Below are 26469 nucleotides of genomic sequence, written 5' to 3' on the forward strand. Positions count from 1 at the left end.
GAGTATCTGAATGAAGAAGAAATAGAAAAACTCAAGAAATATGAGCCAAAAGACGAAAAACTTTCTTTTGCAAAAGATATGTTTTTGTTCAGTTATTATGCAAGAGGAATCAACTTTTTGGATTTGATTAAGTTGGAAAAAAAATTCTTGAATATTGATCGTATTGATTATATCCGCAGTAAAACAGGCGTTCCGGTGAGTTTTAAAATCAATGATTACGCTCGGAATATCATGGAAAAATACAAATCCGAAGACAGTTCAAAGTTCATTTTCAACATAATGAATACCGAAAAGCCAACGCAGATTTACCTAAAAAACAGATCCAAAAAAGTGCTGACCTATTATGTGAATATGCAGTTAAAAGAAATAATGAAAGAACTGCAAATCAAGAAGAATATCTCTTATTACTGCGCCCGTCACTCGTTTGCCACAGTTTTGAAGTTCAATAATATTTCAATTGAGACTATCCGCGAAGCACTTGGGCAAAAAGATATAAAATCTACAATGTCTTATTTAAACAGTCTTCCGGATAATAAATTGGATAAGATTATTGACGAGGTTTTGAAGTAAGAGTATTTGTTTAATATTTTAGCAAAACCTTTTCCCTTAAATCATTTCCCAATTGAGGCTGTTGATTTTATCTTTCAGTCTTTTAAGAGTTTCAATTATTTCAGAAAAAGTTGGTCTGTTTTCGCCATAAACCATTTCTTCTCGCATTTTGGCATAATCTTTTTCCCATAATTCAATGATATTTTCTGGTGGAATAGGGTTTATTGTGGCTGGCCTGTGCAGGCTATAGTCGATACCGGAGATTTTGGCAAACTCCATTCTGTGCTTTACAATGGTTTCATAGAGTTCCTTATTCTGTAGGCCACTTTCTGCATATTCTGTTTTTGAAAGAGCATATAGATCGTACAAATGGCGGCTGAGCCGATCTACCCTTATTTTTTCAGCGGTTTTCTGAAACTCTTCATGCAGAAGGAAAATTTTTTCTAAAAAAGTCCTTTCCGGATTAACGGATGGTATTTCTTCGTTTTTTTCCGAAAAACTCTGCTCTGGATATTCATCATCAACCATCGCGGAAATTTTTTTCATAGTAAATGGCTCAATTAATGAACGGCACCCGACTTCTATTTGAACTCTCGGCTTCAGATATTCCGTAACTTCAATTATATTTGGATAAAAAATATTGATAATACGAGGATCCTGATCGGAATTCTGGGTTTCGGCCAACGAGAAAGTGACATTTTCCAAGCCTTTCTCTTTAAATTTTTCCTTTAATTCTAAATAAAAAACCTCGCTGATATATTGGCCGGAAGCCTTCCTTAATTTGGTTTTCTTGTTTTTAGTCAAATTTCCTTCGAAGCCAAGAAACTCTCTTTCGATGGCCAAATCAATGTCTTCGGAAAACCTTTCTATGAGGTTCCACGCCTTGCTCAGCGAGGTGCCACCTTTGAATGTTTCATATTTATTATTAAAATCCAAAATCTATTAATCCAGTTTTTTTAAGTATTTGAATTTTACAAAACTTACAACTATATCGACTTCTGGAAATAAAGTAGCTTGGTTGAAACCAAAGCTTTCCAGTTGTTGTAATATTTGAGTTTTAGACTTTTTATCGATAATAATTCGTTGATCTGAATCACTTCCTCTTTCAATCCATTTTTTGTTAAATTTAGCCATTGGTTTATATAACCCGAAAACAGTAAATAATGATGGACTAATACCAAAAATTAAGAATGCCCCATGTTGCTTGGCAATCCTTGGGTTGTCAAGTTTAGGTTTAACGGCATAAACAGAAGAAACATCTTTCGGATCGAGATTTATCTTCACGAATGTTATGTAGTAATTTTCCAAAATATGTTTGACTGCATACTTCAATTGAGTCCTGAAGTTCTTTGCGGAAGTGACTTTGCAACTTTTCAACAAAAAAATATCTAAAAATGTTAACTTCTGAATTTGTTACAAGAGGAAACCTTACTTTAAATAAATTTAGAAAAGAATTAAAGACATGCTGAAATGGGTGCCCGTCATTTTCTTCGTAGCCCTCATTTATCTTCTCTTCATTGTCATTTAAAAAATTTAAAACTTTTGGGTGAATTTCATCAAAATGCTCATGTAGTTCCACAGTGAGTTTTTGTTTGAACCAATAAAGCAATGTAAGTCATCATTTTACTGACAGTAAGCAAGTTAGATAATTTTATAAAAGCAAAAGGCATCGTATAAACCATTAAACAATCCCCGATTTAGTCCCTGATTTTAGAAGTGGGGACTAAAAATTTATACTTTAATTTTCTTTCTTTATACGTTTTTTTTCCTTTCCTAAATATCTGGCTTCGTACGCACGGAATGCGGGGGAACGTTTTAGCGTCTGTCCTGTTTGTATAATTGTCATTATGTTACTTGCTGCGGCGGGCGGTGGTTTTATCTGGAAACTTTGCCAACGTCATCACCGCACAAAATAAAACGGACCGAAGCCCGCTTTGTTTAAAATTTCATTTTCTGAATCCTTACCGCATTTAGTATGGCAAGCAATGCTACGCCCACATCTGCAAAGACTGCTTCCCACATCGTGGCTAACCCCCCTGCTCCTAATACCAACACCACTGCTTTTACTCCAAAGGCCAACGCGATGTTCTGCCAAACAATTTTTTTGGTTTGCTTGCCAATATTAATGGCCATTGGGATTTTTGAAGGTTTGTCGTCCTGAATTACCACATCAGCGGTTTCAATGGTGGCATCACTCCCAAGGCCACCCATCGCTATGCCGATATCACTTAAAGCTACAACCGGAGCATCGTTGACACCGTCGCCAACAAATGCAACCGTTTCATTCCGTGCTTTTATTTCTTTGACTTTATTCACTTTATCTTCCGGCAATAAATCGCCAAAAGCATTAGGTATGCCCAGTTTTCCTGCCACAGCTTTGACCACCGTTGCTTTATCACCGCTCAACATGGTAACTTTTACTCCTAAACTTTGAAGTTTCTGTACAGTTTCGGCAGCGTCTTCTTTGATGCTATCCGCAATGGTAAGGTATCCCGCAAATTTGCCTTCATAAGCAATGGCAATCAATGTTTCTACAATATCGTTTGGATTTACATCATATTGGATATTGAATTTATCCATCAGTTTAAAGTTTCCTACGAGCAACTCTTTTCCCTGATACGATCCTTTCAGGCCATGTCCCGCTATTTCTTCTACATTGTCGAGAATTATAGTATGGTCGGGTTCACCGAGGTGTTCATGAATTGCAGTTGCCACCGGATGGGTTGATGAATTTTCGATTACATTGACTAATTTTAAAATTAAATCCCGCTCGAATTCCGGTTTCAGATTTACGGTCTGTACTTTGAATACACCTTCAGTCATGGTTCCGGTTTTATCCATTACCACATTTTTGACCTCTGCTAACGCATCCAAAAAGTTACTACCCTTAAATAAAATTCCATTTCTGCTTGCGGCACCAATTCCACCAAAGTATCCGAGTGGAATACTAATCACTAATGCACATGGACAGGATATTACCAGGAATATAAGGGCGCGATATAACCAGTCCCGGAAAATATATTCATCCACAAAAAAATACGGTACCAGACAAATTGCCACGGCGAGAAACACCACAATTGGGGTATAGATGCGCGCAAATTTCCTGATGAACAATTCAGTGGGTGCCTTCTGGGCAGTCGCATTCTGTACCAATTCCAGAATCTTTGAAAGTTTCGAATCATTGTAGAGGGTATTGACCTGCACTTTTGCTACCGTATTCAGGTTAATCATTCCTGCAAGGACGATATCGTTTTTCTGTTTTGTATCCGGTTTGCTTTCGCCAGTAAGTGCTGAAGTATTGAACGAAGCACTGTCTGAAATTAAAATTCCATCCAGGGCCAGTTTTTCTCCCGGTTTCAACTGAATAACCGAATCCAGTGCAACGTCCGCAGCTTTTACCGTTTGTGGGCGGTTATCAACCAAGATGGTCACTTCATCGGGACGCTGATCTAACAGTTTCGCAATATTACCTTTTGCGCGCTGAACCGCTAGAGTCTGGAATACTTCGCCCACGGAGTAAAACAGCATTACCGCAACCCCTTCCGGATATTCACCAATGGCGAAAGCCCCAATCGTGGCGATGGACATTAGGAAAAACTCCGAAAATACATCTCCCTTCCTGATACTTTCAAACGCTTCTTTCAGAACCGGTAAACCTACCGGCAGATAGGCTGCGGCGTACCAAATAATACGCACCCAATCTTTAAACCAAAATTGAGGAATCAGATGATCCATCGCTAATCCCACCATCAAAATCACGAAGGAAATAATTGCAGGCAGAAACAGCTGAAAAGTTGATTTCCCCGCTATGGAATGGTCGTGACCATCATCCTCCGTATGTTCATCATCCTCGGTCAGTTTCTTAGACCCTGACGGTGATTTTTTTGCGGAACTATATGCTTTGTCAGTGACACTGCAACAGCTGTCCTCGATCAGAACTTTAGCGCCTGCATCTTTGTATATCTTGCCTTCCTGCGGCGTGCAGCACAATTGATTGCCATTTTCGTCGTAGGTATGTATATGTAATTTATTATTTGACATAAGTTATATTTAATAATGTATTGTAGTTTTTATTTTGACGTACTATTTCTTAATGTCCATGACCTTCCTCTCCCTTATTATTCATTTTAGCTAAGATAAAGAAGGCATTTTTAACTACTACTTTAGCATTGCCGGGAATTATTTTTAAAGGTGTAATTTGAGTATAGCCCAAATCTGTAACTCCTTTAGCAACCGGAATTTTCTCAAAGCTTACTTCCTTTTCCTCAGTTGTTTTTTTGTTACTTTCCTTTTTTAAAGCTGATACTTTTTCGTTTTTTCCTTCTTCTTCGTGCTCGTTCTGTATAATAAAGATAAAATCCTGACCCTTATCATTCACTATAGCTTCGGTAGGAACGGATGCAGCAGTTTGATTATCAAGACTTATGACTGCGGCAACATTCATGCCATCAATAAGACCTGTCCGGTCTCCGACGACTTGCGCGTGAACAGGAACAGTTTTACTTTCTCCTTCAAAGGCTGTACCTATTGAAGTTATTTTTGCATCGTACTCCTTTCCTGGACTGTTTGTTAATGTAAAGTGAATGGTTTGTCCCGGTTGTACTTTACCCAGATCTTTTTCATATACATAGATATCCAAATGAAGCGCTGAGTTGCTTACAATTTCGGCAATTGGCGAAGCCATGTCCACATTACTCCCTATTTGCGCTATCACTTTACTTACCGTTCCGCTGATGGGCGCGCGAACAGAAAGGGACGAGCTGTAACCCTGAGCAGCCCCAATGCTGCCCAGCTGTTTCTGCAGTCCGGAGCGCTGGCTTCTTAATGTTGCAAGATCTGTCTGTGCCTGCTGAAATTTCTTTAGCGGCGCGGCATTACCTTTATAAAGCTGCTGGGCACGGGTAACTTCCAGTTCTGCCATTCTGATCTGACCATTAACCTGCTGAAGCTGCTGCTGCATCACAATTAAATCGGGGTTTGAAATGGTTGCTATAACTTTTCCCTTTGATACATAGCTTCCAGGCTGTACGTACAGGGAGCGTACTATACCGCTGTACGAGGGCGTAACAAATGCCTTATTCTGGTTAGGCACCGTCAGCATACCGCTTACTTTTATGGTATTAGAAAGTTCCTTACTTTCGATACTACCCATTTGAATTCCAACAGTCTTTATTTGTTCCTCCGTGAAATGTGCGACGTTCGGATCTTCATGTTCATCAACCTTCTCCACTTCAGGTGTATTTTTGGATTCAGTAACTTCTGATTCTTTTTTACATCCTGTCAACAAGACAGAGACTGCAAAAATAAGGGTGATATATTTTTTCATGTTATATTCTCTTTTTGAACTTAATTTTTAATGTAATAGTTATATTGAATTACGGCCATGTTGTACTCGTTTAATGCAATCAGATAATTTTTTCTGATGTCTATTGCCTGGGTAAAGAACTGGTGCATTTCAGAAAAACCTATTTCACCTGCTTTGTAACTTAACATTGCCGCATCAAAGATCTGGTCTGCCTGTTTCAAACCTATACTTTCATAATATTTAAGCATTTCAGAAGCTTTTAGAATTTCGGTGTAGCTGGTGCGCGTTTGTGCAGCGAATTGGCTTTCCTGATAGCGCAGCTGCGACTGCTGAATTTCAACTTCTGCTTCGGCAGCCTGCAATTTGGCTTTATAGGCAGTTTTTCCAAAAATGGGAAATTCTACCGCTACAGAAAAGCCGGTTATGGGATCTTTCATTCCGTATAATCTCTGGGAGAATACCCGGCCGGAAAAGTCAGGTTTATTCTGCATTTTCTGAACATCTATATTAGCTCGTGCAATTTCGATATTTTGCTGCTGCAGTGCCAATGAAGGATGCAAACTGTCTGAGGGAAAATCATCCACATCCAGTTTCCGCAAATTGGTGTCTTCCGGTAAGTACAGCACATGAGTATTGAGAAAAAGGCTCAACTGCTGCTGCTGTGCTGAAATATTCTGTTGGTTTTGCTGTCTCTGCGCCTGCAGCTCCTTCATCCGTGCTTCGGCAGCAATGTTTTCTAGTCCTGCAGCTTCGCCAGTTTTGAAACGAAGATTAGCTGCTTTGTACATACTGGTGTAATATTCATCAAGTTTCCCATAAAGTCTAGCTACATCCTGAAGGTACCAAAGCTGGTAAAAAGCGGTATTTACTTCCCTTTTTATCACCGCGTCCAGCATGTTTTTGTTCAGTTGGTGAAATTTCAGCTGCTCCTCAAAGTACTTCCTTTTCGCCTTATATAATCCCGGCCATTGTATGGATTGCTGGATTCCAATTTTAAAATCGCCATCCGGATCACTTGGTCTCATATCCTCGTTTTCTACGAAGAGGCCTGTCTTGGGAATTTCACGTGCCGTTCTGGTTTCCAGTAAAGCTTTATTTACCTGGGCTGTGTTTACAGAGTACTGTAGATTATTCTCCAACGCTATTTTCACTGCATCATTTGGTGAAATTCTTTCCTGCGCACTAAGAACGCTGACGGACGTGCAGAATAAAATTATTAGCGTCAAAAACGATGTGTTTTTGCTTTTCCTCATTTTGCTTTTGAATTGGTTTTTAGAATTAAAGATGATATAGAGTAGTGGCAGAACAAATAAGGTAAGGAAAGTTGCTGTTACTAAGCCGCCAATTACCACGGTTGCTAATGGTCTCTGTACTTCTGCACCGCTACCATTTGAAAAGGCCATGGGAAAGAATCCGAATGATGCGACTGCCGCCGTCATCAACACAGGACGAAGCCTGGTGGTTGTACCCTGAATGACTCTCCTGATAATATTGTTAACGCCGGATTTCTGTAGATCCTTGAAGGTGCTGACTAAAACAATTCCATTAAGTACTGCCACCCCGAATAGCGCAATGAAGCCGACTCCCGCTGAAATACTGAAAGGCATATCCCTAATGAGCAGAGCAAAGACCCCACCGATAGCACTCATTGGTATTGCGGTAAAAATAAGTATGCCGTCTTTGAAGTTACGGAAGGTGAAGTACAGTAAAAGAAAAATAAGAGCTAGGGCTACCGGGACTGCTATTTGCAATCGGGAAGAGGCCTGCTTCAAATTTTCGAATGTTCCACCATATGTAAAGTAATAGCCGGCGGGTAAGATGTTTGCATCATTAAGTTTACTCTGAATTTCAGTTACTACACTTTCTACATCTCTATCTTTTACATTAAAGCCTACAACAATCCGGCGCTTGCCATCTTCACGACTGATTTGCGCCGGTCCGTCTTTATATTCAACCTTTGCTACCTGAGAAAGAGGGATTTGCACGCCGTTTTCAGTTGGAATAAACAGGTTACTCACATCGTCGATAGAACTTCGGTTAACACTGTCGAGCCGTGCGACCAAATTAAACTTTCTTTCGTCCTCAAATACCACGCCGGCGGTTTCGCCCGCAAAAGCGGTGCTCACTGTATGGTTTATATCCTCAATATTCAATCCATAAGAGGCCAGCCTGGCCCTGTCGTAAGTAATGGTTATCTGGGGCAAACCCACCGTCTGCTCAATTTGTGGTTCGGTGGCACCTTCTACTGTTTGTACTATTTTGGCAACTTCCGGTGCCAGTTTCGCAAGGGTGTCAATGTTTTCACCAAATATTTTAACCGCTACGTCCTGGCGCACTCCCGTCATCAATTCGTTGAAGCGCATCTGTATTGGTTGGGATACTTCGAAGAATACTCCCGGAATCATTTCAAGCTTCTCCATCATCTCAGCGCTCAAATCCTCATAAGATTTACCACTATCCTTCCACTCCTTTTTGGGCTTTAAGGTAACGATCAGGTCAGTTGCTTCGGGTGGCATTGGATCTGTAGGGACTTCGGCACTACCAGTTTTACCCACCACTGTGCTCACTTCCGGAAAAGATCTCAGAATCCGGCTTGCCTGCATTGAAGTTTCAATGCTTTGAGAAAGAGAAGTACCCTGTGGTAATATACAGTGCACAGCAAAATCACCTTCCTGCAATTGGGGTATAAATTCACCACCCATCCGGGAAAACAGAAACAGCGAAACCGCAAGCAGCGCCACCGCACCGCCAACAACTGCATATTTAAATGCAATAGCTTTCTGCAAAAGGGGCAGATAAAAATTCCTGATCTTCGCCATTATTTTATCTGCGAAAGTTTTTTTGGCGCTTATATTTTTAGACAGAAATAAGGCGGACATCATTGGTATATAGGTCAGCGAGAGTATTAATGCCCCTATAATTGCAAAAGACACCGTCTCTGCCATTGGGCGGAACATTTTACCTTCAATCCCCTGAAGTGAAAGGATAGGGAGATATACAATGAGGATAATGATCTGGCCGAACACCGCCGAACTCATCATCTTTTTTGCACTTGACTGTACAGCCTGGTCCATCGTATGTTGAGACAGTTTCTGGGAACGGTGGTGGACAGCAAGAAAATGCAGGGTAGCTTCAACAATAATTACAGCACCATCTACAATAAGTCCAAAGTCAATTGCACCAAGACTCATCAAATTTGCACTAACGCCAAAGACGTTCATCATCCCGAGTGCAAAAAGAAGCGATAATGGTATTGCCGACGCAACAATAAGCCCTGCCCGAAAATTGCCAAGAAACAGAACCAGCACAAGAACGACTATAAGTGCTCCTTCTACCAAATTTGTTTCTACGGTGCGTATAGCACGGTCAACTAAACTCGTCCGATCCAGAAAAGGTTCCACGATAATATCCGGGGGCAGCGATTTTTGTATGGTGCTCATCTTTTCTTTAACCCGGCTCACCACTTCCGCCGAATTTTCACCTTTCAGCATCATAACAATACCACCTACCGCTTCTTTATCGCCATTATAAGTTAATGCACCATATCTGACAGCACTGCCAATTCGGGTTTCCGCAACATCTTTTATAAGTACCGGAATGCCATTAACAGTTTTAATAACGGTATTGGAAATATCATCTAAAGATGAAATAAGGCCGATTCCCCGAATAAAATATGCATTGGGTTTTTTATCGATGTAAGCACCACCTGTATTTTCGTTATTTTTCTGAAGGGTTGTGAAAATATCGGCAATGGTCACATTCATAGCTTTAAGTCTGTACGGATTGATTGCCACCTCGTACTGCTTAAGTTTACCGCCAAAACTGTTAATTTCAGCTACGCCCGGTGTACCGTAGAGTTGGCGGGCCACAATCCAATCCTGCATGGTTCGCAGATCGGTAGCGGAGTATTTGTCTTCTGACCCTTTTTTAGGGTGAATAACATATTGATAAATCTCTCCTAAGCCTGTGGATACCGGAGACATTTCTGGCGTACCGATACCTTGTGGAATGTTTTCCTCGGCCTCTTTCAGTTTTTCAGTAATCAGTTGACGGGCAAAGTAAATATCCACGCTTTCATCAAAGACTACAGTAACCACGGACAATCCAAATCGTGAAATAGACCTCATTTCGGTAATTCCCGGTATGTTGGCGAGGCTCTGTTCAATTGGATAGGTGACCAACTGTTCTGTTTCCTGTGCGGCTAATGTGGGTGTACTGGTAATGATCTGAACCTGATTATTGGTGATATCTGGCACAGCATCTAGGGGAAGCTTAGTAGCGCTATACACGCCCCAAATGATTAGTGCGAAAGTCATGAGCCCAATAATGAGCTTATTCTTTACACTAAACTGTATAATTTTATATAGCATTTGTAAAAATTAAGGTTAATTGAAGGTAAAGCACATTCCGTATTGTTCACGAAAATGCACGACTATTTAATAGCCGTATAATCCTACGAAATAAATCCGAAGGAAAAGTATTAACCTATTTTGGGGGGTTGCCAGATACCGGCTGGTTCTGGAATAGTGTAGTAATAACTATTTTGGGGAAGATTTTCTTTGATTAAAAGAGCAATTTTTTCAGGGAGTAGTTTAGGGATCTGAGAAACGGTCATTGAGATTCCACAACAGTTGCAGACGCAGAAGGGCGTACAAAGGTCCGTATGTTCATCCTGACTTTGCTCCAAATGAAGATCCTCTGCCACACACACCTTATCGCCGAAACCACTCGCTGCATCGCTGCAAGGTACTACGGTAAGTGCCATAAAGAATAAGGATAAAAGAAAGGCAAAAATTTTCACGGTGCTAATTTAGCAAAAATATATTTACTTCAATTTATGTCTTAGCTCATATTACTGCAATGATTCCTCAGGTTGTAGGCTGGTATTGTTTGCCTCATGAGAATCTGTGTTTCCGGCGGTCGTTATACGCTGTAAAAAAGAGTGCAACCGGTCTTTATTTGGCAGCTGCACTCTTTAAAATTGACACAATAAAAACTCCTTTAATAGTTCAGTGTAATCCCTGCACCCCAGCTCATATCGCTGTCGTAGTGGGTTGAGATTCCGATATTTTTTGTGACGATATATTTAAGACCTGCCATATATTCTTTGTCGGTATTGACCATGAATGCCCCGCGCAAACGCGCAGTCAACGGAATGTCTTCACGTTTCAGCTGGAACCTTACAATTCCGTCTGTAAATATTTCTGCCTGCAGGTCCACCAACATCGGGAGTTTATACATGATACCAGCGCTGAAAGTTTTTCTTTCATCTTTAGTAGATGCCTGTCCAAAAAGGTTTTTTTCAATATTATTCCTGTCAATCTTTCTATAATGATAGTTAAATCCGATAAATGGTTTCAGCCACTGCATACGGTCCACATACCTGCCGAGTTGGGTTTCCACCTCGTAGCCGTGATGGGGATTGTAACCTAAACGCCATTCTGTTCCCAATTCCCAGCGGGCATTTGAGATCCTCGCCATCCCGTCGTTACCATTAGTAGCAAAATCGTTTTCGGCCATAAGGTGCCACATGTTACTTTCGCGCTGGAGCTTTTTGTAAGCTGAAGCTTTATCGGGCAGCAAAGGATTCTGATAATCACCAACAGCAAAAACACGGTTCATCCCCGCCATCATGTGATAGAGGATGTGACAGTGGAAGAACCAGTCCCCGTCAGTTTTAGCTTCAAATTCGATGACATTAGTTTCCATCGGCATAATATCCAACACATTTTTGAGGGGTGCCTGAACACCATTTTTGTTGAGTACGCGGAAATCAAATCCGTGCAGGTGCATCGGGTGACGCATCATTGAGTTATTGAAAAGGGTAATGCGGAGAATTTCCCCTTTCTTCACCAATATTTTGTCCGATTCTGCCAGGACTCTATCGTCCATGCTCCAAACGTAGCGGTTCATGTTTCCCGTAAGGGTAAACTTGAGCTCGCGCACGGGACTGTCTTTCGGGAGTGAAGTGTCATAAGGCGATTTCATCATCCCATAATTCAATGTGGTAATCCCGGAAGCAGGCATCTGATGCTGTGAGTGATCCATTTGCGCATCGTTGTTGTCCATCTTGTCCATCGGCATTGCTGCATTATTTTCAGCACTAATTTCAGGGTACATCACCTGATTCATATCCATCGTCTGATAACTCATCTTCATGCCCATATCTTTCATGTCACCGTTCATCTTCATCATGTCGTTCATCATCTTCATCCCTTCAAAGTATTTGAGTTTGGGTAATGGATCATGGGATTTCGTAGCTCCTTCTCCAATAAACACTGACGCAGATTTTGTGCGGTCTTCGGGTGTAACAAGGAGTTCGTATGAAGTGTTTTTTTCAGGAATTTCCACTACGATATCCACTGTTTCGGAAACCGCCAGGATCAGGCGATCCACTTCGACCGGTTCAATATCCAATCCATCACTGGCCACTACTTTTATTTTTCCTCCGGCATAATTGAGCCAGAAATAGGAGGAAGCACCGCCGTTGGCGATTTGAAGCCGAACTTTATCACCGGCTTTATATCGGGAGAGTTGACTTTCGATTTTACCGTTAATCAGGAATGCATCATAATATACATCGCTCACGTCCATGGCCAGCATCCGCTTCCACTCGTTGGTTAGTTTTGTTTTAAAGTGGCCTTCTTTAATGGCTTCGGCATAACTTTGAGTACTGCCTTTTTTAATAGCAAACCAGTCGTTCGCATTGTGGAGCATCCGCTGGACGTTGTTGGGGTTCAGGTTTGTCCACTCGCTCAGGATAAGGTGCTCTGTGGGCAAATCATCAATCCCCGGCCGGAAAGTAGGATCTTCGGGACGTTTTTTCAGAATCATCATCCCATACATTCCAATCTGCTCCTGCAGGCCAGTATGTGAGTGATACCAGTGGGTTCCGTTTTGGATGATCGGAAACGAATACGTGTAGGTTGAATGTGGTGGAATGGGTTTCTGGGTAAGCCAGGGAACCCCATCTTCTTTATTTGGAAGATGAAGACCGTGCCAGTGCAGAGAAGTTTCTTCGTCCATTAAATTATGGACAATCACTTCCGCCGTATCGCCCTCATAAAACTCCAGCTTTGGCATCGGAATCTGCCCGTTTACGGCAATGGCGCGTTTTTGTTTGCCCGCGAAATTTACCAGGGTGTCTTTAACATAAAGATGGTAGGTCACTTTGCGTCCGCCTTTTAGGTGCTTTTCAGGCATCGGCATGACCATTTTGTGTTCACTATGCATCTGCATGTTTCCATGTGCAGAATGATCTTCCTTCTTTCCTTTTTGAGGGACCAGATTCATACCGCACTTGGGACACTTTCCGGGTTTGTCCGATGTCACCTCGGGATGCATCGGGCAGGTGTACATCTTTTGCGCTTCTTCATGCTGATGCGCATCTGAAGTTTGATGTTCCGGGGTTTTGCCGGTAGACTGATGCCGGCCGCTTTCCTTCTGAGGGACCAGATTCATACCGCACTTGGGACACTTTCCGGGTTTGTCCGAAACCACCTCGGGGTGCATCGGACAGGTGTACATCTTTTGCGCTGCTTCATGCTGATGCGGAGCAGTTGTTGAATGTTCCGGCATTTTGATGCTCGCTGGGTCTTTCGGTACTGCTTTAGTCTTTGGCATCACCGGTTTTTTAACTTCCGTTACCGTCTTTGTTTTTGCAGCGGTAATTTCAGGTTTCTGAATCGTAGTTTTTTTAACTACGGTGGCCTTTTTAGGAGCGGGCGCGGATTTGGCCGCCGTTTTTTTCTCAGTAACGGTTTTCTTTACCAAGGTCATACCGCAAATGGGGCAGTTACCGGGTGCTGATTTCACGACCTGCGGATGCATCGGGCAGGTGTACACGGTTTTGGTGCTCTGTGAATAACTGTTTATGGACATTGCCATAAATAGAAAGAGCGAAAATATATATTTCATCTTGTGATTATTTAATTTTTAACAAACTTGCATTAAGTGCGACCACGATGGTGCTTACACTCATCAGCACTGCGCCCATGGCGGGACTCAGGACATATGTGGGATACAGAACACCTGCAGCAAGTGGAATAGCCACGACGTTGTAGCCCACTGCCCATACGAGATTCTGGATCATCTTGTTGTAGGTTTTCTTTCCAAAATCTATCATTTTCACCACGTCTCGAGGGTCACTGTTGACCAGAATAATATCTGCGGTTTCGGCAGCAACATCAGTTCCGCTGCCAACTGCAATGCCTACATCTGCTGCTGCCAAAGCCGGTGCATCATTTACGCCGTCTCCTGTCATGGCAACGATTTCTCCTTTATCCTGAAATTCTTTTACTTTTTCCTGTTTGTGGTGCGGAAGTACATTTGCCAAATATCCGTCCATTCCTAACTGCTTTGACACCGCCGCCGCTACCTTTTCGTTATCACCTGTAAGCAGGAATGATTTAATGTTCATGCTTCGAAGTTGGTCAATAGCTTCTTTTGCGCCTTCGCGAATGGTATCTGCTAAAGAAACAATACCCACGGGCACGTCATCAATCAAAATAAAGTTCACTGTTTCTGCATCCTGGTTGATTTCTTCCGGAATGGCAGGTACCTGTTTATTGTTTTGAACAAAATAATTAGGACCAGCCGCGACAACCGATTTACCGTTTACGATTCCTGTCACTCCAATTCCCTGCATGTAGCGGAAACTGTCTGACTTCCATAGCTCAAGTTTTCTCTCAGAAAGGGTCTGCATGATTCCTTTTGCAATGTGATGTTCGGAGTTCTGCTGCACTGCTGCTGCATACTGGAGTAAATCGTTTTCCGAATAGTGTTCCGTTAGAGGAATGATTTTCTGCACAGTGTGGGAGCCTTTCGTAAGGGTGCCGGTTTTATCGAAAATAATGGTCGATAATTTTCTGGTGGTTTCAAAAGCCGTGCGGTTTCTGATGAGTAAACCATTTGTCGCTGAAAGTGTAGTGGAAATGGCCACCACCAGAGGTATTGCCACTCCTAAAGCATGAGGGCAGGACGTTACCATTACCGTTACCATCCGTTCCAGAGCAAAAGCCAAATCTCCCATGGTGATGTACCAGTAAGCGAAAGTTCCTACTCCCACCACAATTGCTACTATAGTAAGCCATTTGGCTACTTTATCCGCCAGATTCTGAGTGTTCGATTTTGCTGCCTGCGCATCCTGAACCAAATTAATGACCTTATTGAGGTACGAATCCTTTCCAACCCCTGTTGCTTTTATCTTTAAAGCCCCGTCTCCATTGATAGACCCTGCGATAACCTTTCCACCGGACTCTTTTCTTACAGGAACACTTTCTCCGGTCAGCATGCTTTCATTTAAATAGGAACTGCCCTCGACAATCAGACCGTCAGCGGCGACTTTTTCGCCCGGTCTTATGATTACGGTATCTCCGTTTTTCAGCTGTTCCAGTTTTATTTTAACCGGACTTCCGTTATGCTCGACGGTTACGTCATTTGGTAGCAATTCCACTAAGGATTGTAACGCTTTTGAAGCTGCCATCTGTGAACGCATTTCGAGCCAATGACCCAGAAGCATGATGACAATTAGGGTGGCGAGCTCCCAAAAGAAATCCATGCCCGGCAGCCCGAATACGACGGCAACGGAATAGACATAAGCTACGGTAATCGCCAAAGCAACGAGCGTCATCATCCCAATAGCTCCGGCTTTCACTTCGCCCAAAAACCCTTTGAAAAAAGGCATTCCACCGTAGAAATAAATAATACTTCCCAAAACCAACAGCACGTATTTATCGCCTTGAAAAGCTATGGTGAAACCAAGCCACTGCTGAATCATGTGGGAAAGCAGCAGCACCGGGACAGAAAGTACCAGTGTAATCCAGAATCTTTTTAGAAAATCCGAAGTATGATGACCTGCATGTTTGTCAAATCCCGCCGCTGAACTATCAGATTCTGAGTGATGATCATGATTCTGATGATGATGGCTGCGTTCGTCTTTTTCAGGTCGGGCGGTTCCTCCCAAGGGAATTAAGTTCATTCCGCAAAGTGGACATTTCCCCGGTTCGTCCTTCAATATCTGGGGATGCATGGGACAGGTGTATTTTGTCATAATTTAATTTTTTGCGTTAAATTCTGCTATTTGAGATTACTTCCGGGTTTGAAGTTCCTTAATTTTCGCCCTCATGACGGCAATTTCCTCCTCCTGTGCTTTGATAATTTCCTCGCCCAACTTTCTCACTTCCGGATCGACCAGATTACTTTCTTCGACCATAAGAATAGCCCCTGCATGGTGTGGAATCATGGACTTTAGGAACTGGACATCTCCCACGGCTGTCTGCTGCCGAATGCCAGACCAAAGCAGCACCATCGCCAACACACCGACACCCATCAGTACCTTGTTGAGTTTTTTATTGGGATACATCTTTGCCATTAACAGCAGTTCGATGATCAACATAGGAGAAGCCATTAGTCCGGCCATATAAAACTGATTGATATTGGGAATCACATTGGATAACCGATCAACCATCGCATACATTAATATAAACATGGATACGAAGGAAATGAGAAGCATCCAAAACAACTTTTTGTATGCCCCGCTGTGATCCATTTGTTCACTTTCTTTTTTTGAATCCATATTCTGTGTAGAATGAGTTTTCCCCGAGGCACTATGGTCCGGAGAAACTTTGTGGCTGTGCGTTGATTTGTCCATTAAAATGGTTTTTGTTATTTAGTTAAACGTAAGGACTTTTAGCAACATTTCTTGTCCTGCTGAACTGGGGGACAAGGCACTGTTCCGTAACTGCAATACACACAGCAGTCGCCCTGTTTTGGTTTTAAAACGATCCTGCATTTTTCGCATTCGTAGAAATACTGGCAAGAATCTGTAGGCATTGTTTCCTCCTTCCTGTGTCCGCAATTGGGGCAGGTGATTATTGACTGTAATTTGACTGTATTCATCTGTTTAATAATTTATTATGGTTTTTCAGGACCAAGGGTTTCCAATTGATATTCTTTTTTGTCAGTTACTACATATCCGGTAGCGTTTATGGCGTTTTCGATTTCATCAATGTTTGTTTTTGAATCATCAAATTTCACAACTGCATTTTTGTTTTCGTACGAAGCGTCTGAACTTATAATTCCCGTCAGTTTATTTACTTCGCTATTGACATGTTCACCACAGCTTGCGCAGGTCATACCACTAATTGTAAATTCTATTTTACGGATATTAGATTGATCTACTATTATAATTTGCTTTTCTGTTTTTGGATAGAAAACAGCTGAATAGTAGGGGAAGGCAAGCATAACGACTGCAAATAGGGTAACAATCCCTAAAAACATTTTCGACTGCGTGAATGGTATTTTTTCATCTTTCTCGCAGCTACAGTCTAATTGTTTTTTGGGTTTTAGTTTAAGATACCAGGCAAAACCAAGAACGAAAACTGTTAACGCGATTAAATAAGGCCGTAAAGGTTCGAGCCAGGAAAAAGTCGCAGCAATTCCGCTTGTTCCTGCTATTAAAACCAATACTGGTGTAATACAACACAATGAAGCGGTAACTGCTGTCAAAAGTCCTGCTCCGATTAATTTTCTGTCTGTTTTCATATTGTTTTAAGTTTCTACTTGATATTTAAAGATCTAAATTAATGCTAATTTCAAAAATAGATTTATTTTGTTTGACAATGGTTTTTCTTATAAATTATTTAAAATATATTGAACTCTTTCTGCAGGAGGCAAAACCGGAACAAAAACGATAGGGAAACCGAGATTGGTATAAGTTTCTATTATTAACATATGAATTACTTTTTGATCGTCTTCATTTTCCGTTCTCGCGTAGTCTTTGGTAAAAGGCAATCGGTCTAAAATAAAGATTTTTTTGTAGGAAACCCGGTTGACGGCATTAAGTAACTTTTCATCATAATCCAAGTTTAAAAATTGATAATAAGCCATTGCGTCCGGGATAGCCCTGTCCAAAAAAACCATATCCTCCTTATTGAGCGATCCTTCTTGGGCAATCTGCATATCTAACACGCCCAATTGAAATTTCTTCTTATTGCTTCTAATTTCTTTAACGGAATTTCCTTCATTATGCATGGTATCAATGTAATGCCTTGCGTGTTCTATTGTCGTATGGTAACCTTGCTTCTGAAGCAAATCAATGGTCGTTGTTTTTCCGGTACTGGGTCCGCCGGTAATCACATACCAGTTGGTCTCTTCTGAATGCTTGATTTTACTGTCCCTTATATGATTCATATCTCCAAATTATAATTCTTCAATATCATAAAGTTGCGGTATTTGGGAATCCCAGCCGTAGGTTTCTTTTATGCCCAGCTGCAGCGCTTCTGCGCCTTCCTTCTCCCCATGTACGATGAAAATTCTTTCCGGAATATTTGTTATTCCATTCATCCAGCCAAGGAGTTCATTGTGGTCTGCATGTGAAGACAGTCCTTCAATTTCCGCTACTTCCATATTGAACGGCACCCATTTTCCGTACACTTTTAATTCTTTCTCACCCTCCAATAATTTTCTTCCACGGGTTCCTTCGGCCTGATAGCCCACAAAAAGCAGGGTATTATCATAGTTTTATGCCTGGGTTTCAAGGTAGTTGATTTTAATTTGGTCGTTAGGATGTAGATAAAAAGAGTGGCAATCATTAAAATCACCACCCGTTCTAAATTACGCTGCCATTTTCCGGCATTCTTCGGCGCATTTTCTACAAGCTTCTGCACATTCACGGCAATGATCCATTCCATGTTGTGCATGTTTTTCACATTCTGCAGCACATGCTTCACAGATGTCGGCACAAATGCGGCAAATTTCTTTTGCTTTGTCGCTGCCGAGGCTCATTAACTGTGCTGAGGCATAGCAGATCGCTGCGCATTCCATGTCTAACTGAATGCATCTCGCCATCATTTTTACATCTTCTTCCTCAGTGCATGATGAAGCACAGTGATTACATATTGCAGCACATTTTAAACATGCTTCAATACAACTTTGGTACGTGTGATAACCTGTCATAATTGTTGGTTTTTATGTTAATAAATAGGTTGGTTTTTTCAATAAAAATGCAATTCCTGCGCCAATACTGTCGCAATCATAAGTGCGTTCGATCAGGCAAGCTATTGCTGGCTACTTTGATTTTTTTAAAAAAAAATTTAGTTGCTTCTTTCACTTAGTTTTTAGCGGAGCATTTCTACCGTTATCGTTCCCATCGTACTAACATTATACTTGCCCGCGCAGTTTATACTTTTCAACAGCAACAGGAGCCGCCAGACTTTTTTAAATTCTCATCTACGGAAGCGCCGGCAATACTATAACCTACTTTCGCCAAGGCTTGCGTTAACTGCGCTGTATTAATCGATTTCTCTGCTTCAATAACTGCGCGCGGTGGATGCAGACTCGCTTTTACATTCTGTACGCCATCAATTTCTTTCAACGCTTTTTCGACATTTTTAACGCAGCCTTCGCAGGACATTCCTGTTATTTCAATTTGTTGTTTCATTTTGGTTGATTTTATTATTTTATACATTGTAAATTTCCGACTATCCGTATAAAATACGTTCTGTGAGCCGTATTTTGACCAAACTCTTGTTGCAATAAAGTAGTTTTTGAAAGCGAGCTGGTTGTAATTACTACTGTAAAAGTACAAGTTTCTTAAACGGATGTTCTGCATAATTTTCGTTGGTTTCTGTATAATTTCGCTTTGAAAAAAAGGCCAAGTAACATCAAAACTATACCTGAAGTTTATTGAGAGTTGCGCAAACGTCTCTACGATTGCCGTTTCTATTTCGCAACTATTTCCTATTTATAATTTCATACGCCTAAGTTCTAAGGTTAACTCATTTCATCATAGGGTCTCCGATTGGATAGTTCAGCATTTTTGTACTCCGTCATGCTCTCTCCGGTAACTTCTTTAAACTGTCTCGAAAGATGGTTTACGCTGCTGTAATCCAGGAGATGCCCTATCTCTGAAAAGGTGTACTGCCTGAGCTGAATAAGTTGTTTTACTTTCTCTATTTTTAAATTAATAAAATACTTTTCCACTGTTGTATTTTCAAGGTGCGAGAACAGCTTGCTCAATGATTTATATTCATGGTTGAACTCTGCGCTTAAAGTTTGAGATAGGTTTACTGTGGAATCAAGAGGGAGCTCTTCTATTTTACGAAGTAAAAAATGTTTAATTTTTTCGACGAGGACTTCCTCTGAACTATGGATTATTTCAAATTTGTTGGTGTGGAGGACGCTTTCAATTTTCTCCATAATTTCATTATGATTACCGGCCGTCTCGTCGATTACCAATACCCCGAGTTCAATTGATGAAACCTTAATTCCCAGTTGTTCAAGCTCTTGCCTAAGCACTTTGAGACATCGGCTGCAAACCATATTTTTAATATTTAATTTCATCACGTTGTTTTTAATTTTTGTTGATTCTACAGCACAGTCTTTTCCGATCCTTTTTTATTCTAAACGACCATTTCTGATACTCTAAAGACCACAGGCGAGCGTCATTTCTTATGTTCTGCGTTACTTACTATATTCGTTGTCACGAAAAAAATCTAACAGTTCTTTTTTTTCATCCGCTGATAATCTGGCGTTTCCGTGCATCATGCGGTATGATTTTAAAGGCATTTCGTCTTTCTCAATCTGGCTGATGATGCTTTTTATTTTTGCTTTTTTACGTCTTTTTGAATAGTTATTGAACTCATCAAAATTGAGTTCTTCTTTGCCTTTTTTAATATGCCGGGCCATGAACCACGCGCCCGGCTGTAATACCGAATACCAGGGATAACGGGTATTATTTGAATGACAGTCATAGCAGGAAACTTTAAGGATTGCAGCCACGTTGGCGGGTACCTTTTCGGTTTTTTCAAAACTTTGACCTGGCGGAACGGTGGAGACATTACGCTCCACCGGTATGACCTGAATGACTAAAACAATAGCCACCACTAGCACCGCCAGCCAGCCTATCATATTCAATTTTCTCATATTACATTGTGCTCATATCGTGACCCGCCATGGGATCAACCCCTTTCTTGAAAATGTATTCACTGTTCAGTAGGTATGCTCCGGACACCACTACTTCGTCTCCCGCCTTAATTCCTGATGTGATTTCTATTCTGTCTTCATATTCGAGACCCGTTTCCACCATTCTGTTGACGAAGGTGTTCTTCGCGGTTTTCACCCACACCGTGGAAGATTTGCCATCCCTGATTACCGCATCCACAGGCATTGAAAGACCATCACGGGATTTGTTTTCCACCAGAACATATACCGGCATACCGGGTTTCAGCAGATTTCCTTTGTTGGGCACGGAAATGCGAACCAGATTTATCCTGCTGGAGGCGCTTATTTCAGGGTTTGTAAAATCAATCTTCCCATCAATCTTCAAATTATCCAGATCGGGAATATATACGGTGACCTTGCTGTCTTTCTGAAGGAGAGCCATTTGAGAGGAATAAACCTGCGCCTCCGCCCACAGCGATGAAAGGTCTGCCAGATTCACGATGGTGCCGCCTTCCGTAAGATAATCACCTTCAGCAATGCTCAGATCGGTGATGTAGCCGGCTGCATTGCTGAACACGGTAGTGGTTGGCGTGGCTTTTCCTGATCTTTCCAGCTGTTTGATCTGGCCTTCGGACATTCCCCATAAATAAAGCTTGTTGCGGGAACTTTGGAGCAACTGATCAAAATCAATGGACGTATTGCCGACGAACAGCCTGCGTCTTTCCAATGCCAGCAAATATTCCTGCTTTGCATTATTGAGTTCTTCACTGTAAATATCGACCAACGGCGCCCCCTTCGGAACAAAATCGCCAATGTTTTTATAATACAACCGTTCAACTCTGCCCATGACTCTGGAACTTACTGCCTGCATCTGGTACTGATTAAAATTGAGTGTTCCGGTCAGCGTAAGTTTATCAGCCATCGACCCATCAGATAGCGCGACTGTTTTGATATTCCCAAGTTTAACCTGCTCGTCATTCAAAATAATTTCGTTAGGATCAGCATTCTTTTTCTTCTCGACAGGCACCAAATCCATGTGACAAATGGGGCATTTTCCGGGTTTATCGGAGACTACCTGCGGGTGCATGGAACAGGTGTAGTAGATATCGTGGCCGGCATGCGGATCTTCCTCCTTTTTACAGGAGTAAAGAAAAACCAGCAAGGCCAGCATTAAAATATTGAATTTCATCTTATCAATTTTTATCTGTTAATTTTTATGAAACTTTCGCTGTCCATCAGGTACTGTGCATTTTCGGCAACTCCATCTTCAGGAAGCAAACCACTGACGATCTGAATTTTATCGCCTACCACCGCGCCGGTAACAACCTTGTGGGCAATAAAACCGCCTTCAACTTTTTTGAACGCAATTTTATCAATCCCCAAAGAAACCACCGCTGATTTCGGCAGCCAATCTGCCATTCTGTTGTGGCTCATAATCTCCGCTTTAACCTGACTTCCGACAGGAATTTTTGCGGTGGAATTATCAAAATAGACGCGCGCCGTTACGGTTTTGCTGCCCTGCCTGAAAAAGGGTTCAATAAAACCGATGATTCCTTTGAAGCGATTTTCAGGATTGGCTTCCGGGATGATCATGACTGACTGTCCTTTGCTGACCAGTGCAATGTCTTCAGAGAAAATATTGATCAGGGCCCAGGTTCTGTTGGGATTGTAGACACTGAAAATATTCTGTCCTTTCTGGAGATACATTCCCTCTTTTAGGGGCAATTCTGCTGTGACTGCTGTATTTGAGGCCATTGCGGGAGTGGGTTGCTGTGCTGAACCCATAGATCCTGCCACTCCTACCTGCTGAATGTGTCCGCTGTAATTGCTGAAAACCGGAACTGTGAGATCAGGTTTCCCTCGCTGGATGACTTTCTGAATCTGTGAAGCCGGCATTCCCAAAAGAAGGAGTTTCTGGCGTGAAGCATCGATCATTGTTTTGTTTGAGCGGTCATTTTTAATAACGAAGAGCAGGTTTTGCTGTGCGGTTAAAAGTTCCGGGCTGTATATATCTAAAATACGCTGCCCTTTCGACACTTTCTGGTATTTATACCGCACATAGAGTTTCTCGATACGGCCCGCAACGCGTGAGGAAATACTGCCAATCTGTCGAGTATCGTATTCTACCGTCCCTAAAGCATCAACCGTGGTGGGTATGTTTTCTCTTTTTACTTTTATTACGGGCTGTTCCGACACTACAAATTCATTGGTTGGTTTCAGCAGATCGTCGAGTTTAATTCCCTCTTCCTTTTTTTCAGGGGCATCTTTCAGGACCAAATCCATCCCGCATTTCGGACACTGGCCAGGTTTGTCTGAGATCACTTCCGGATGCATCGGACAGGTATAAGTATGCATTGCAGCTTCTGCCGAGTGCTTATCTTCCCAGAACTTTAATTTATCACACGCCGTCAAACCCAACAAAAGCATGGTGAATATTATAATTTTTCTCATCTTCTTTCAATTAAGCGGTCAATTTCAGTTTGCGTCTGCAGTGCTTTGGTAAGGATCTCAAAATATTCCAACTGGGTCATATTCAGCTGTTCCCAAGCATCATATAACATGAAGAGTTCTTCCGTATTCTGCTCGTAGCCCAACTGCATGGATTTGTAGTTGTTTTTTAAGGCCGGAATAATGGTGTCTTCATAGAGTTTCAGCTGATTTTTATTCAGATCCAGTTCATTGCGCATTCCGTAGGCCATTCCGCTGTATTCGTTCACCATCATTTCTTTCTGTGCCTGCAAGGCTTCTTCTTTCAGTTTCAGGCTTTCAATATTGGCTTTATTCATGCCTGAAGCCCAGGATACGAAAGGCAGTTTTGCCATCAGCATCAGAGAAAACTGCATGGGCTGGCCACCAAAACCGAACATATTTTCGAACTTCACGCCAAATTCCGGTTTCAGATTCTGTTTTTCCAGATCCTGTTTGAGTTTGGCAATATTGATTTCCCGGTCGATGCCGCGGAGATCACTTCTGTTCTGATAAAAGAGATCCTGACCAAAGGTCTCCAGGGAATAATCGTTCAAGTTGTACTCAGGCAGGATTTCCAGCGGTGACAGGGCGTCTCTTCCCATGAGGGCATTCAACCGGATGCGGTTGACGCGCAGGTCATTCTCATACATGAGCTGCATGTTTTTTGAACTTCCGAGGGCCGCTTTGGCTTTGTAATAGGCGGATATTTTGGAAAGTCCGTTTTTGTACCGGATCTCGGCGTTTCTGATCATGAAATCCAGCATCTTTTCGTTTTCCTTAACGACCTTCAGCTTTTTATCCAGGACAATGGAACTGTAATACAGTTTTTTTGCATCCTGAAAGTTTTCATTGAGGGCGGCATAAAGTTTTTCCTTTTCTACAGCAGACATTGCCTTCATCAGATTTTCGTTGGCGTTGAGTTTCTTTCTGTTGGGCAACATCTGTTCTACCGAAACTGCTACTGAGCCCATGCCGAGCATATCGCCGTCGCGCTGCCAGAGTTTTGCATTATAGGGCGTCATGAAGAAACCTGCTCCTACGGTTGGAGGCATCCAGCTTCTTGCTCCTTTTGCGGCAGCATCCATTGACCGGATTTCGGCATTGTACATTTTAACCACCGGATGGTTGGCTGCGATACTGTCCATTACTGCGGGCAGGGACATTTGCTGAGCATCAATGGTAGTGTAAAGGAAGGCCAGTACTGCTGTTATTATTAATTTTTTCATTTTGTAATCATTTAAGGATTAATGGGCAGCGTCGAGGACGTCAATTTTCCCTAGTTTGTTCAGTTCCCATTCCTTCTGCATATAAAAGATAATTGGTGTTACCAAAAGGATGTGAATGGCCGAAGTGAAAACACCACCAACCATCGGCAATACGATTGGTTTCATCATATCACTTCCCACGCCGTGGCTCCACAGGATGGGTACAAGCCCGAAGAGGGTCACGCAAACCGTCATAATCTTTGGTCTTAATCTTTTGGCTGCACCATGAATGACATATTCACGAAGTTCTTCATTGGTGATGGTCTCCCTTGAGTTGCCATTTTTTGCAATAAGCTGAACCATGGCGTCGTTCAGGTAGATGACCATCACGATTCCGGTTTCCACCGCAAGTCCGAATAGGGCAATAAATCCTACTGCTACTGCTACGGAAAGGTTCACCCCCCAAATCGAAATCATAAAAACGCCCCCGATTAATGCAAAAGGAATACTGATGAGATTAAAAAAAGCTTCGCGGTAAGAATTGAATGCAAAATACATGGAGAGGAAAATCACGACCAATACCAGTGGCATAATCATTTTTAAGGTCTGCTCACCCCGAATCAGGTTTTCATACTGGCCGCTCCATTCCACGAAATAGCCTTTAGGCATTTTGGTGACCATGCTGTTGAGTTTTTTCTGTGCTTCTGCTACGGTACTGCCTAAATCCCGATCACGGACGTTGAACAGAACAGTTCCGCGTAACATGGCATTTTCAGAATTAATCATTGGTGGACCTTCTGTAAGGCGGATGTCCGCCACTGCACTCAGTGGGATGGATCCAAATTCCATGGTCTGCATAGGCAGTCTTCTCAGTGACTCCAGATTATTTCTGAAATCCTGGCCGTACCTGGCGTTTACCGAGAATCGCTGTCGGCCTTCGACGGTGGTGGTGAGTTTCATTCCGCCAAGGGCACTTTCTACGACTGCATTTACATCATCCACGCTTAGCCCGTATCTTCCTACTTCTTCGCGTTTCACTTGAATGTCCACATATTTTCCGCCGGTAATCGGTTCGACATACATGTCCTTGATCCCTTCAATTCCTGTGAGTTCCTTTTTAATCTTTTCTGAAAGGACGGCAATACTGTCCAGGTTCTGTCCGTATACTTTTACGCCCACATCCGTTCTGATCCCGGTTGAAAGCATATTGATTCGGTTGGAAATCGGCATGGTCCAGCCATTGGTAACGCCTGGAATCTGCAGTTTGGCATTCAGCTCATTGATGAGATCATCTTTTGTTTTGCCCTCGCGCCATTCGCTTTGCGGTTTCAACAAAATAATGGTTTCAATCATGGAGATGGGTGAATTATCTGTCGCCGTGTTGGCTCTTCCGGCTTTTCCGAGGACATGATCCACTTCCGGAATTCCCTTAATGATTTTATCCTGTACCTGCAGTAATCTTTTGGCTTCAGAGTTTGAAATATCGGGAAGGGTAACCGGCATAAAGAGCAGGGATCCTTCATCCAAAGGCGGCATAAACTCACGTCCAAGGTTCATTATCATTGGAATACTGATGAGCAGTGCCAAAATATTAATTCCCAGCGTGGTTTTTTTCCATTTCATGCACCATCTTATCAGCGGTTCGTAAATCCGTTCCAAGCCTCTGTTTATTGGGTTTTTATTATCGTCCTTAAATTTCCCCTTCATAAAAAAGGAGATGAGCACCGGGGCAAGGGTAAGCACCAGGATTGCATCAACAATCAGGATGAATGTTTTAGTGTACGCCAGCGGATGAAAAAGTTTACCTTCCTGACCGGTCAACATAAATACCGGGAGAAAAGAAACCACGATGATTACCGTAGAAAAAAATACGCCTCTGGATACCTGTAAGGATGATTTTTCGATAATCTTCAACCGAATGTCTTCGGGAATTTTAACGTAACTGTCTTTCTCCTTCTCTTTTTTTCTGAATATATTTTTAAACCAGTTGGTCTTCAT

General features: G+C 42.1%; 22 protein-coding genes. 1 reads left to right on the forward strand and 21 read right to left on the reverse strand.

All coding sequences use genetic code 11. The features are described from left to right. The first annotated feature begins 6 nt into the window (after positions 1–6). Complete coding sequence (locus OK344_RS04570; protein ID WP_265144103.1) at positions 7–570, forward strand: site-specific integrase; 564 nt, start codon at positions 7–9, stop codon at positions 568–570. A gap of 36 nt (positions 571–606) precedes the next feature. Here the strand turns inward: OK344_RS04570 and OK344_RS04575 are convergent, their stop codons facing one another. The 21 genes from OK344_RS04575 to OK344_RS04680 form a co-directional block, all read right to left on the reverse strand. Beyond that, entirely contained in the window at positions 607–1485 is an 879-nt protein-coding gene (locus OK344_RS04575) for a nucleotidyl transferase AbiEii/AbiGii toxin family protein (protein ID WP_265143674.1), read from the reverse strand. A 6-nt stretch (positions 1486–1491) separates the two neighbouring features. Continuing rightward, a complete protein-coding gene (locus OK344_RS04580; RefSeq protein ID WP_265143675.1) occupies positions 1492–1833 on the reverse strand; it encodes a hypothetical protein in 342 nt (113 codons plus the stop codon). A 654-nt stretch (positions 1834–2487) separates the two neighbouring features. Continuing rightward, a complete protein-coding gene (locus tag OK344_RS04585) occupies positions 2488–4590 on the reverse strand; it encodes a heavy metal translocating P-type ATPase (protein ID WP_265143676.1) in 2103 nt (700 codons plus the stop codon). A 49-nt stretch (positions 4591–4639) separates the two neighbouring features. Then, entirely contained in the window at positions 4640–5875 is a 1236-nt protein-coding gene (locus OK344_RS04590; RefSeq protein ID WP_164466939.1) for an efflux RND transporter periplasmic adaptor subunit, read from the reverse strand. Positions 5876–5895: 20 nt separating this feature from the next. Next, positions 5896–10224: a CusA/CzcA family heavy metal efflux RND transporter gene (locus OK344_RS04595; protein ID WP_265143677.1), complete on the reverse strand. Its 4329-nt coding sequence runs from the start codon at positions 10222–10224 to the stop codon at positions 5896–5898. Positions 10225–10334: 110 nt separating this feature from the next. After that, a complete protein-coding gene (locus OK344_RS04600) occupies positions 10335–10655 on the reverse strand; it encodes a DUF6660 family protein (protein WP_265143678.1) in 321 nt (106 codons plus the stop codon). Positions 10656–10855: 200 nt separating this feature from the next. Continuing rightward, positions 10856–13771 carry a multicopper oxidase domain-containing protein gene (locus tag OK344_RS04605; RefSeq protein WP_444875027.1) on the reverse strand — a complete coding sequence of 972 codons (2916 nt, stop codon included), beginning with the start codon at positions 13769–13771 and terminating at the stop codon, positions 10856–10858. 7 nt (positions 13772–13778) lie between these two features. Continuing rightward, complete coding sequence (locus tag OK344_RS04615) at positions 13779–15905, reverse strand: heavy metal translocating P-type ATPase (protein ID WP_265143679.1); 2127 nt, start codon at positions 15903–15905, stop codon at positions 13779–13781. A gap of 36 nt (positions 15906–15941) precedes the next feature. Beyond that, positions 15942–16505, reverse strand: a complete 564-nt coding sequence (locus OK344_RS04620) for a DUF305 domain-containing protein (protein ID WP_265143680.1) — start codon at positions 16503–16505, stop codon at positions 15942–15944. Between the two features lie 38 nt (positions 16506–16543). Next, on the reverse strand, positions 16544–16753 hold the full coding sequence (locus tag OK344_RS04625) for a GDCCVxC domain-containing (seleno)protein (RefSeq protein WP_082423508.1): 210 nt from the start codon (positions 16751–16753) through the stop codon (positions 16544–16546). Positions 16754–16768: 15 nt separating this feature from the next. After that, positions 16769–17398 (reverse strand): mercuric transport protein MerTP, encoded by a 630-nt coding sequence (gene merTP / locus OK344_RS04630; protein ID WP_055042177.1) that lies wholly within the window; start codon positions 17396–17398, stop codon positions 16769–16771. A gap of 87 nt (positions 17399–17485) precedes the next feature. Further along, a complete protein-coding gene (locus tag OK344_RS04635; protein WP_265143681.1) occupies positions 17486–18046 on the reverse strand; it encodes an AAA family ATPase in 561 nt (186 codons plus the stop codon). A 9-nt stretch (positions 18047–18055) separates the two neighbouring features. Further along, a complete protein-coding gene (locus tag OK344_RS04640; RefSeq protein WP_228399656.1) occupies positions 18056–18352 on the reverse strand; it encodes an MBL fold metallo-hydrolase RNA specificity domain-containing protein in 297 nt (98 codons plus the stop codon). 117 nt (positions 18353–18469) lie between these two features. Continuing rightward, the gene (locus OK344_RS04645; RefSeq protein WP_059333872.1) at positions 18470–18811 is read right to left on the reverse strand and encodes a four-helix bundle copper-binding protein; all 342 of its coding nucleotides are present in this window, start codon (positions 18809–18811) and stop codon (positions 18470–18472) included. A gap of 232 nt (positions 18812–19043) precedes the next feature. Continuing rightward, positions 19044–19295 carry a heavy-metal-associated domain-containing protein gene (locus OK344_RS04650; RefSeq protein ID WP_059344219.1) on the reverse strand — a complete coding sequence of 84 codons (252 nt, stop codon included), beginning with the start codon at positions 19293–19295 and terminating at the stop codon, positions 19044–19046. A 332-nt stretch (positions 19296–19627) separates the two neighbouring features. Further along, a complete protein-coding gene (locus tag OK344_RS04655) occupies positions 19628–20197 on the reverse strand; it encodes a helix-turn-helix domain-containing protein (protein WP_265143685.1) in 570 nt (189 codons plus the stop codon). 120 nt (positions 20198–20317) lie between these two features. Continuing rightward, positions 20318–20779, reverse strand: a complete 462-nt coding sequence (locus tag OK344_RS04660; protein ID WP_031502512.1) for a heme-binding domain-containing protein — start codon at positions 20777–20779, stop codon at positions 20318–20320. A 1-nt stretch (position 20780) separates the two neighbouring features. Next, a complete protein-coding gene (locus OK344_RS04665) occupies positions 20781–21986 on the reverse strand; it encodes an efflux RND transporter periplasmic adaptor subunit (protein ID WP_265143686.1) in 1206 nt (401 codons plus the stop codon). An 11-nt stretch (positions 21987–21997) separates the two neighbouring features. After that, on the reverse strand, positions 21998–23248 hold the full coding sequence (locus OK344_RS04670) for a heavy metal-binding domain-containing protein (RefSeq protein ID WP_265143687.1): 1251 nt from the start codon (positions 23246–23248) through the stop codon (positions 21998–22000). Further along, positions 23245–24492 (reverse strand): TolC family protein, encoded by a 1248-nt coding sequence (locus OK344_RS04675; RefSeq protein ID WP_265143689.1) that lies wholly within the window; start codon positions 24490–24492, stop codon positions 23245–23247. The genes OK344_RS04670 and OK344_RS04675 overlap by 4 nt, the downstream gene beginning before the upstream one ends. 18 nt (positions 24493–24510) lie before the next feature. Next, positions 24511–26469 (reverse strand): efflux RND transporter permease subunit, encoded by a 1959-nt coding sequence (locus tag OK344_RS04680; protein ID WP_069797739.1) that lies wholly within the window; start codon positions 26467–26469, stop codon positions 24511–24513.

Origin of the sequence: Kaistella yananensis (genome assembly GCF_026107505.2) — a bacterium.
GTDB classification, from domain to species: domain Bacteria; phylum Bacteroidota; class Bacteroidia; order Flavobacteriales; family Weeksellaceae; genus Kaistella; species Kaistella yananensis.